Source organism: Robertmurraya korlensis NBRC 107688, assembly GCF_001591645.1.
In the GTDB taxonomy this organism is placed as follows: Bacteria; Bacillota; Bacilli; order Bacillales; family Cytobacillaceae; genus Robertmurraya_A.
Genome location: NZ_BCVH01000056.1, coordinates 1 through 1,308 on the forward strand (window position 1 = coordinate 1; position 1,308 = coordinate 1,308).

Here is a 1,308-nt window from a genome sequence, read left to right on the forward strand (position 1 = left end):
TGAACTGCACCAAAATTGTTAGACACAAAACTAACAAGAGAGGTGCAGTTTTTTATATGGCTAAATTCACATTTGAGGACAAGTTATGGGCTGTAAAAGAGTATGAAAAAGGAAGAATGTCTCATCGGGATATTGCTAAAAAGCTGGGTACTGTTCATAAAACAATTCAAAACTGGGTTAATCTTTATCTCGTACATGGAGAGGATTCCTTAAGAAAAAATTATACAAACTACACGGCTGCGTTTAAAATGGAGGTACTCAAATATATGGACGACAATTGGGCATCTCTTAATGAAACAGCGGCAAAGTTTAATATTCCCACTCCTTCCACTATCCTAACCTGGAGGAGAGCTGTTGAAAATCAAGGGGAGAAAACCTTAATACCAAAGAAGAAGGGGCGATCTCCCATGACAAAAGAAAGAAAAAAGAATGATTCTACTAAACAAACAAACGAATCCCTTATACAAGAAGTTGAGCGCTTAAGAATGGAAAACGCTTATCTAAAAAAGTTGAATGCCTTAGTTCAGGAACAGGAAAAATTACCACGAAACTCAAAGCGCAGGTAATTTTTGTACTAAGGAATGAATATAAAGTCGCTGATCTGATTAAAGTTGCCGGTATTCCAAGAAGTACCTATTATTACTGGACAAAACACAGGGACCGCCCAGACAAATACACAGCGGTGAAAGAAGCAATACAAGATATTTATCACCAACATAAAGGACGATATGGACACCGAAATATTAAGAAAGAGCTTGATAAGAAAGGCTTGAGTCTTGACCCGAAGACTGTCCTCAAGCTAATGAATCAAATGGGAGTTAAATGCCAAGTTCGTATGAAGAAAGATAAATCCTATCGTGGAAATGTAGGACAAATTGCACCTAACGTTCTAAACCGGGATTTCCAAGCGGACAAGCCCAATCAGAAATGGGTAACGGACGTAACTGAATTCGGCCTTTTTGGACAAAAGCTATATTTATCTCCTATTCTTGATTTGTTTAATAGCGAGGTCATAGCCTATAAAGTGAAGTTCCGACCCACTTTCGATTTAGTTGGCGAAATGCTTGAGGAAGCATTAGAGGTTTTAGATCCAGGGGACGAATTGATCCTGCATTCAGACCAGGGATGGCATTATCAGATGGCCAAGTACCAGAAGACTCTTACTGACAGGAATATTACACAAAGCATGTCCCGAAAGGGAATTTGTCTCGATAATGCGGTTATTGAGAACTTCTTTGGCATACTTAAGACAGAACTTCTCTACCTTCAGGAATTCGAAAGCATTGAGCATTTTATACAGGAATTACA

General features: G+C 38.6%; 2 protein-coding genes. Both read left to right on the forward strand.

Going from position 1 to position 1,308, the window contains the following annotated elements:
- Window positions 1-566 (forward strand): helix-turn-helix domain-containing protein (locus BKO01S_RS23580; protein ID WP_157077447.1); only part of this gene is annotated, 566 nt, incomplete at its 5' end.
- Window positions 539-1,308 (forward strand): IS3 family transposase (locus tag BKO01S_RS23585; RefSeq protein ID WP_198158881.1); only part of this gene is annotated, 770 nt, incomplete at its 3' end. The genes BKO01S_RS23580 and BKO01S_RS23585, both read left to right, overlap by 28 nt.